The sequence below is a fragment of the Arthrobacter humicola genome, from assembly GCF_039531445.1.
Lineage (GTDB): Bacteria > Actinomycetota > Actinomycetes > Actinomycetales > Micrococcaceae > Arthrobacter > Arthrobacter humicola.
Genome location: NZ_BAAAQB010000012.1, coordinates 280,997 through 288,688 on the forward strand (window position 1 = coordinate 280,997; position 7,692 = coordinate 288,688).

Below are 7,692 nucleotides of genomic sequence, written 5' to 3' on the forward strand. Positions count from 1 at the left end.
TTTGCCTTCGCTGCTCGCTCCCGGATAAATCTCAAAGAGATGAAGGATGGGACGAAATTCTACCGGGCAGTCCTGGGAATTGTTCTCAGCCGGCTACGCGGTGGGCGCCGCTGCACACCTGGAGTTCAAATTAAGTCCGTGACCGGAGGAGCGCCGGCGGGGCTGGTGAGGGTCCGGCCGCACTCGGCGCGCTCGGTGCGGTCATAAGGGCATCCCACGGCCACCAGCAAAAAACCCCGTATCCCCGCTGAATCAGCGGAAATACGGGGTTCTTCCCGAGCTTCCTGCCAGAATCGAACTGGCGACCTTCTCATTACGAGTGAGACGCTCTACCAACTGAGCTAAGGAAGCAACCACATGAAAGCCCGGCGAACCGGGCGGATCATGCAAGAGATAACTGTAATAGAGTCCCGGCGTCCGGGTCAAAATGAGCGTCCGCGGCCGCCCGCCGGCCCAGCAAACCGTGCCGAGCAGACGCTACCTAGCAGACGGTGTTGTCCGCCGGAGTCTTGCCGTCCACGAGGTAGTCATCGACGGCGTTGCCGATGCAGCTGTTGGAGCGGCCATAAGCCGTGTGGCCCTCGCCCTTCCACGTCAGCAGCGAGGCATTCCCGAGCTGCTTGCGCAGGGAGCTGGCCCATTCGACGGGGGTGGCCGGATCGCCAGTCGTTCCCACAACGACAATGGGGGCCGAACCCTTGTACTCCACTGGGGCCGGGGTCCGGACGTTTTTGTATGGCCAGTCCATGCAGTTAGTTCCGCCGTAGGCGAAGTAGTAACCCAGGGTGGGGGAGAGCTGGCGCAGCTTCTGGTCCTCGGCCCGCATGGACGCGGTGTCGGTCACCATGGGGTAGTCCAGGCAGTTGATGGCGTTGAAGGCGAAGGAGCTGTTCGACGTGTAGGTGCCGCTGGGGTCCCGGTCGGCGCCGAAGTCGGCCAGCTGCATCATGCCCGTGCCGTCGCCGGCCAGGGCCTGGCCGAGCGCCCGGGTGAGGATCGGCCAGTTGTCATTGTTGTAGAGCGGGATGATGAGGCCGCTGACAAACGTCGACCCGGAGACCTTCCGGCCGTCCTTCGACGGCAGCGGGTTGGCCTCCGCGGCGTTGATCGCGTTGCGGATCTGCTGGACGCCGTCCTCGGCGCTTCCCGTCATCGGGCATCCGCTGGTCTGCTGGCAGTTGGCAACGTAGGTGTGCAGGGCCTTGTCGAAGGCCACGGTCTGGCCGGCAGTCAGTTCCTCGTAGCTCAGAGACGGATCCAACGCGCCGTCGAGGACCAGCCGGCCGACGTTGTCCGGGAACAGCGACGCGTAGGTGGCGCCCAGGAGCGTCCCGTAGGAGTAGCCGAGGTAGTTCAGCTTGGCGTCGTTGACCACACCGCGGAGGATGTCGAGGTCCTTGGCCGCGCTGACGGTGTCGATCTGGCCCAGGACCGGCCCGGTATTTTCTGCGCATTTGGCTGCGATGGCCTTGTTGTCGGCCAGGGCCGCTTGCAGTCCGGCATCGGTGTCCAAGGCATAGGTCTTGGCACGGGACGCGTCACGTTCCGCGTCCGTGAGGCACGTGACCGGGGCGGAGCGCTTCACGCCGCGGGGGTCGAAGCCCACGATGTCATAGGCGGACCGGACCTTCTCCGAAATGTTGGTGTTGGCCGCGTCCCTGACGAAGTCATAGCCCGATCCGCCCGGGCCGCCGGGGTTGACCAAGAGGGTGCCCTTCTTGTTGCCCTTCGTGGGGAGCTTGATGGCGGCGAGTTCGATGTGGTCACCGTCAGGCTTGCTGTAGTCCAGCGGGACCTTGATTTTGGCGCACTGGAAGCTGCTCTCGCACGGCTTCCAGTCGATCCGCTGGGAGTAGAAGCTGCGCAGTTCCGCGGGCGCCGCCGCAGCGATCGACGGGTCCGCCTGTCCCGATGCGGCCCCCGACGTTGCGGCACCCGAGCCGCCGCCGCTGCCACCACCGAAAAGGCTGCACGAGGCCAGTGTCACGGCCAAGGCCGCGGCGCCGACGGCCCGCATGCCGATCGCCAGGGATCGGGATCTTGCGGACTTGGGTCGAGCAGGCTTCATGCGGATCTCCTTGGAGGATAGGAACGAAAGCGATGGTGTCGGTGGAGTGGCCGCGGCCATCAAATCAGGCTGGAGGCCATGGACTCAATCGCCAGCAGCGGAGCCACGTTGGTGGTGGTGATCCGTTTGCGGGCCTTGTTGATGGCGTCCATGCGGGCAAGGGTCACTTCGGCGGTGGAACGGGAAGCGAAGTCTTCGAGTTCGCTCCGGAGTTCAAGATTGACCAGTTCCACGGCGTTCCCCATCTGGATGATCAGGACATCCCGGTAAAAGGACAGCAGGTCCGTCAGCGTGCGGTCAAGGGAATCGGTGATCGAGCGCTTGGCGCGGCGTTTCTGGTCATCCTCGAGCTGCTTGACCTGGCCCCGCATGGCCGGCGGCAGCGTGCCGGTTTCGGGTGCCCCGAGGGTGGCCAGCAGCGCCGCTTTCTCGGCGGCGTCGCGCTCGTCATTGGAACTGGTGGCTTCCTCGGTGGCGATCTTGACCAGCTTCTCCGCCATCATGACCGCCGCCGTGACACCACGCAGGGACAGCGGAAAACGAACGGTCTCCAGGCGGCGCTCACGGGCCTCCGGGTCCCGGGCCAGGCGGCGGGCGATCCCCACGTGGCTCTGCGCCGCCCGGGCAGCGCGCTCGGCAACCGCCGGGTCCACGCCGTCGCGCTTGACCAGCAGGGCCGCGACGTCGGCGGCCGGCGGAAGCCGCAGCGCCACCGGACGGCAGCGGGAGCGGATGGTCACGAGGACATCGGCGGGGGAGGGGGCACAGAGCATCCAGACGGTGCGGGGTGTGGGTTCCTCAATGGCCTTGAGCAGGACGTTGGTGGTGCGCTCGGCCATCCGGTCCGCGTCCTCCACCACAATGATCCGCCACCGGGCCGACGACGGCCGGTTCCCTGCCGTGGACACGAGCTCGCGCGCCTCATCAATGGTGATGGTGACCTTTTCGGTGCGCACGAACGCGACGTCGGAATGGGTTTCGCCGAGAATGGTCAGGCATGCCGGGCACTCGCCGCACCCGCGCTGGCTGACGTCCTCCTGGTCGCAGTTCAGGGCCGCGGCGAAGGCCTTGGCGGCGTTGGAGCGGCCGGAACCGGGCGGACCGGTGAATAGCCACGCATGCGTGAGGCCTTCGCCCTGGGCCGCCTGGCGCAGCTGGGCCACGACGGCGTCCTGGCCCTGGAGGTCGTCCCAGACGGTCATGCCGTGCTGCTTTGGGCGACGGCCAGCAGGGATTCGACGCGCTCAAAGATTCGTGCGGCGAGTTCGGTGACGGGCAGACGGGCCGGAAGCACCAGATACGCCTCGGGCCGGGCGGCGGCCAGGTCCAGGAAAGCTGCCCGGATCTTGGCGTGGAATTCGTCGGCTTCGGACTCGAGGCGGTCTTCGGCGGCATCGCCGGCGGTGCGTCGCTGCCGGCCGACGGCGGGGTCGACATCGAGCAGTACCGTGAGGTCCGGCTGCAGGCCTGACGTCGCCCAAGCGTTGATGTCCCGCACCGCCTCCGTCCCGAGGCCGCGCCCGGCGCCCTGGTAGGCGACCGAGGAGTCAATGTACCGGTCCGTGAGGACGATCTCGCCGCGTTCCAGGGCCGGCCGGATAACCTGGCTCGCATGGGCCGCCCGTGACGCCGCGAAAATCAGGGCCTCGGTATGGGCATCGATGTGGCCGTGCCCGTGATCCAGCACAAGGGAACGCAACTTCTCGCCGATCGGCGTGCCGCCCGGCTCCCGGGTCCGCAGCACCGTGAAGCCGCTCGATTCCAGGGCTTTGGCGAGTTCAGCCGCCTGGGTGGACTTGCCGGCGCCGTCTCCGCCTTCGAAGGCAATGAACAGTCCGGGCAACAGACCGGGCAACTGTTGAGGGGACGCTCCGGGGCTCTGGGTAGTCACGGTTCTAGACTACCGACAATCACCGACACCAGAGTCTGCGGCGTAACGGCTTGGGTGCCCTGAGCGGCTCACACGTACCCTGTCTCCATGAGTCTTTCTGAAGAACTGGCCGCAACGCTTTCGCCGGAATCCTTGGTCGTGGCAGCAGGGCGCCCGCCGCGCACCCGCGACGAACCGGTCAACCCGCCGCTGGTGCTGTCCTCCACGTACTTCGGCACCGGACCGCTGGGCGACGGCGACCGCGGCTACGGCCGCTATTCCAACCCCACGTGGGATCCCTTCGAAGAGGCGCTGGGCCAGTTGGAAGGCGCAGACCTGCCGGGCCTGCTCTACGCCTCGGGACTCGCCGCCGTCAGCTCGGCCCTGTCTCTGGTGCCCGCCCAAGGCGTGCTCGTGATGCCGTCGCATAGCTATGCGGGCTCGGTCACCATGGCCACCGAACTGGCGGCCAAAGGCTTCCTCGAATTGAGGACGGTGGACATCGCCGACACCGACGCCGTCCTGGCCGCGCTCGCCCCGGCCGGCGGCCGTGCCGCCAGCATGCTGTGGCTGGAGAGCCCCACCAACCCCATGCTCGGCATCGCCGACATGCGGGCCCTGACCGCCGCGGCACACGAGGCCGGTGCGATCGTGGTCACGGACAACACCTTTTCCACGCCGCTCGTGCAGCAGCCCCTCAGCCTGGGCTCCGACGTCGTGCTGCATTCGGTGACAAAGTACCTCTCCGGGCACTCCGACGTCGTGCTCGGCGCCCTCGTGACCTCCGACGCCGGTCTCCGCGCCGCGTTGCTGCACCACCGCACCATCCACGGCGGGATCGCCGGACCGTTTGAGGCATGGCTGGCCCTGCGCGGGCTCCGGACCCTGGCACTGCGGATCGAGCGATCGCAGGCCTCCGCGCAGATCCTGGCCGAGCGGCTGGCCGGTCATCCGCGGGTTGCCGCCATCCGTTTCCCCGGTCTGTCTTCGGACCCCGGCCACGAGCGTGCCAAGGCCCAGATGAAGGGATTCGGGTCCATCCTGTGTATCGAGGTGGCACCGGGACGTGGTCACGGGGGCAGCCTTAGCGGCGCGGCGGCGGCGGACCGCATGATCCGCGCCCTCCACCTTTGGCTTCCGGCCACGTCCCTGGGCGGGGTGGAGTCCCTGATCGAACGCCGGCGCCGGCACACGGCCGAGCCGGAGAGCGTGCCGGACAATCTGGTCCGGATGAGCGTGGGAATTGAAAACGTGGAAGACCTTTGGGCCGATTTGGAGCAGGCGTTGGGGACGCTGGACGGCTAGGCTGGGGGAGTGGACGGACGCTTACTCATTTTCTATGTCGAATCCGGGATCTACCTGGTCCTGGCGATCGTGGCCTTTGCCTTGGAGGCATGGGCGTTTTTCGACTGCCTCCGGCACAAGGCCAACGCGTTCGAGGCCGTATCGAAACGGACCAAGACCTTCTGGCTAGCCTTGACCGGCGGCGCCTTCGCCGTGGGCCTCTTCTCCCTGCTCGCGCAGCTGGGAAGCGGCGGCGGAGCCAGCTCGCTCGGCATTTTCGGGCTTGCCGCCGTGACAGCGGCGTCCGTCTATCTCGCCGACGTTCGCCCCGCGGTCAAGGACGCCGGCCGCGGCCGCAACATGGGCCCCTACGGCCCCTGGTAGTCCCCGTCGGCCCCCTAAGCTCGCAAGCTCGCTGAGGGAACCCTGCCGCCGTGGGCCCACCCGCCGGCCCCCTAAGCTCGCAAGCTCGCTGAGGGAACCCTGCCGCCGTGGGCCCACCCGCCGGCCCCCTAGGCTCGCAAGCTCGCTGAGGGAACCCTGCCGCCGTGGGCCCACCCGCCGGCCCCCTAGGCTCGCAAGCTCGCTGAGGGAACCCTGCCGCCGTGGGCCCAGGCTAATTCCCCGGCGCCACAGCGTCCCAGCCCACCGTGACTTCGCCCAGCCGCCACCGCGACGGGCCGTCTTGGACGGGCCAGCCGGCGTCGAGCAGCGCGCGGCACATCGCCGACCAGCGCTGGCGGTTGCCGAAGGACGCCAACGGTGCCGCCTCCAGCCAGGCCTGATCCATCGCCTGAAGGTAGGCGTGGATCTTTTCGCCGGGCACGTTGCGGTGGATCAGGGCCTTCGGCAGCCGTTCGGCGACGTCGGAGGGCAGCGCGAAGGCGCCAAACCGCATGGACACGCTCAGGCTCAGCGGCCGCATGGCGTCGAGCGCCACCCAGGCGGCGCGCCGCCCGATTTCATCGCACGTGCCGTCGACGAACAGCCCGCCCGGGGCGAGGCGGTCCTGCACGAGCCGCCAGATGCCCGGCACGTCGGCTTCCTCGTACTGCCGAAGCACGTTGAAGGCCCGCACCAGCACAGGATCTCCGGCCACAGGCAGCTCAAAGCCGCCTAGCTGGAAACTCAGGCCGGGTCGTTCCAGTGCCTGGGCCTGCCGGACCCTTTCCGGTTCGATTTCGATTCCCACCACCCGCACGTCCGCGCGGATCGTGGAGAGTCGGTCAAAGAGTTCGACGGCGGTTGCCGGCGAGGCGCCGTAGCCGAGGTCGATGGCGAGGGGATCGGCCGCGGCGCGCAGCCGCCAGGCCTGCGGGCCGGTCAGCCAGCGGTCCACGCGGCGCATCCGGTTGGGGTTCGTGGTTCCCCGGGTCACGTTGCCCACCGGCCTGCCGCCGCGGACACCGCTTTTCGCCCCGCTCTGGTTCCGGGGGGCCAGCACCCGTTCAGCCTTTTGCACCACAGCCCCAGCCTATCGTTCGGGCTTCCACCATCGTGGGGTCAGATACAGGCCCCGCGATGGGCCGTATCTGACCCCGCGTCGCGGTGAAACGCACGCGGTGTAACGCTCTGCGCCCCCTGCGGGGGCTCGGCTAGGATAAAAACCATGACCTACAAGCTGATTCTGCTGCGCCACGGCCACAGCGAATGGAACGCCAAGAACCTGTTCACCGGCTGGGTGGACGTTGACCTGAACGACCAGGGCCGCGCCGAGGCGGTGCGCGGCGGTGAGCTCCTCGTGGAGAACAACATCCTCCCCGACATCCTCTACACCTCAAGGCTGAAGCGGGCCATCAACACGGCGAACCTGGCCCTTGAGAAGGCCGACCGCGGCTGGATCGACGTCAAGCGCGACTGGCGCCTGAACGAGCGCCACTACGGCGCCCTGCAGGGCAAGGACAAGGCCCAGACTCTCGCCGAGTACGGCGAGGAGCAGTTCATGACCTGGCGCCGTTCCTACGACACCCCGCCGCCGCCCTTGGCTGACGACTCCGAGTTCTCCCAGGTCGGGGACCCGCGCTATAAGGACCTCGGCGACGCCGTCCCGCGCACAGAGTGCCTCAAGGACGTCCTGATCCGGCTGCTGCCGTACTGGGAATCGGACATCAAGGCCGACCTCAAGGCTGGCAAGACCGTCCTGGTCACGGCCCACGGCAACTCGCTCCGGGCCCTGGTGAAGCACCTTGACGGCATCAGCGACGAAGACATCGCCGGCCTGAACATCCCCACCGGCATACCGCTGGTCTACGAACTGGATGAAAACTTCAAGCCGCTGAACCCGGGCGGCACCTACCTTGACCCCGAGGCCGCCGCCGAGTCCATCAAGGCCGTCGCCAACCAGGGCAAGAAGTAAGTAGTTCCCGCCCTGCGCCGAGCGCAAACCTACGCACAAAGCGCAGCACGGAGCGACGCGCAAGAGCTTAAAGAACAAACGACGGCGTCCGGTCACCCCCAAGGTGACCGGACG

7 protein-coding genes and 1 tRNA gene are annotated in these 7,692 nt (G+C 67.6%); 3 read left to right on the forward strand and 5 right to left on the reverse strand.

Going from position 1 to position 7,692, the window contains the following annotated elements; translation table 11 throughout:
* Positions 1-278 precede the first annotated feature (278 nt).
* The 4 genes from ABD243_RS05710 to tmk form a co-directional block, all read right to left on the reverse strand.
* Positions 279-351: transfer RNA gene (locus ABD243_RS05710), tRNA-Thr, on the reverse strand.
* 130 nt (positions 352-481) lie between these two features.
* Positions 482-2,068 (reverse strand): alpha/beta hydrolase, encoded by a 1,587-nt coding sequence (locus tag ABD243_RS05715; protein WP_344363064.1) that lies wholly within the window; start codon positions 2,066-2,068, stop codon positions 482-484.
* Positions 2,069-2,127: 59 nt separating this feature from the next.
* A complete protein-coding gene (locus tag ABD243_RS05720; RefSeq protein WP_344363067.1) occupies positions 2,128-3,270 on the reverse strand; it encodes a DNA polymerase III subunit delta' in 1,143 nt (380 codons plus the stop codon).
* Complete coding sequence (tmk, locus tag ABD243_RS05725) at positions 3,267-3,923, reverse strand: dTMP kinase (protein ID WP_344363132.1); 657 nt, start codon at positions 3,921-3,923, stop codon at positions 3,267-3,269. Before tmk ends, ABD243_RS05720 begins: the two co-directional genes overlap by 4 nt.
* A 123-nt stretch (positions 3,924-4,046) precedes the next feature.
* On the opposite strand from tmk, the gene ABD243_RS05730 reads away from it, so the two are divergent.
* Both ABD243_RS05730 and ABD243_RS05735 read left to right on the forward strand, forming a co-directional pair.
* Positions 4,047-5,243: a trans-sulfuration enzyme family protein gene (locus ABD243_RS05730; RefSeq protein ID WP_344363069.1), complete on the forward strand. Its 1,197-nt coding sequence runs from the start codon at positions 4,047-4,049 to the stop codon at positions 5,241-5,243.
* A gap of 9 nt (positions 5,244-5,252) precedes the next feature.
* Positions 5,253-5,606: a DUF2516 family protein gene (locus ABD243_RS05735; protein WP_091255337.1), complete on the forward strand. Its 354-nt coding sequence runs from the start codon at positions 5,253-5,255 to the stop codon at positions 5,604-5,606.
* 232 nt (positions 5,607-5,838) lie between these two features.
* Here the strand turns inward: ABD243_RS05735 and ABD243_RS05740 are convergent, their stop codons facing one another.
* The gene (locus ABD243_RS05740; RefSeq protein ID WP_344363070.1) at positions 5,839-6,687 is read right to left on the reverse strand and encodes a class I SAM-dependent methyltransferase; all 849 of its coding nucleotides are present in this window, start codon (positions 6,685-6,687) and stop codon (positions 5,839-5,841) included.
* Positions 6,688-6,831: 144 nt separating this feature from the next.
* On the opposite strand from ABD243_RS05740, the gene ABD243_RS05745 reads away from it, so the two are divergent.
* The gene (locus tag ABD243_RS05745; protein ID WP_344363071.1) at positions 6,832-7,578 is read left to right on the forward strand and encodes a phosphoglyceromutase; all 747 of its coding nucleotides are present in this window, start codon (positions 6,832-6,834) and stop codon (positions 7,576-7,578) included.
* Positions 7,579-7,692: the final 114 nt, after the last annotated feature.

What these genes read in the sequence shown, in the direction of transcription:
- ABD243_RS05720 (WP_344363067.1), bottom strand. Translation starts at nt 3,270, where the DNA reads ATGACCGTCTGGGACGACCTCCAGGGCCAGGACGCCGTCGTGGCCCAG.
- ABD243_RS05715 (WP_344363064.1), bottom strand. Translation starts at nt 2,068, where the DNA reads ATGAAGCCTGCTCGACCCAAGTCCGCAAGATCCCGATCCCTGGCGATC.
- ABD243_RS05730 (WP_344363069.1), top strand. Translation starts at nt 4,047, where the DNA reads ATGAGTCTTTCTGAAGAACTGGCCGCAACGCTTTCGCCGGAATCCTTG.
- ABD243_RS05745 (WP_344363071.1), top strand. Translation starts at nt 6,832, where the DNA reads ATGACCTACAAGCTGATTCTGCTGCGCCACGGCCACAGCGAATGGAAC.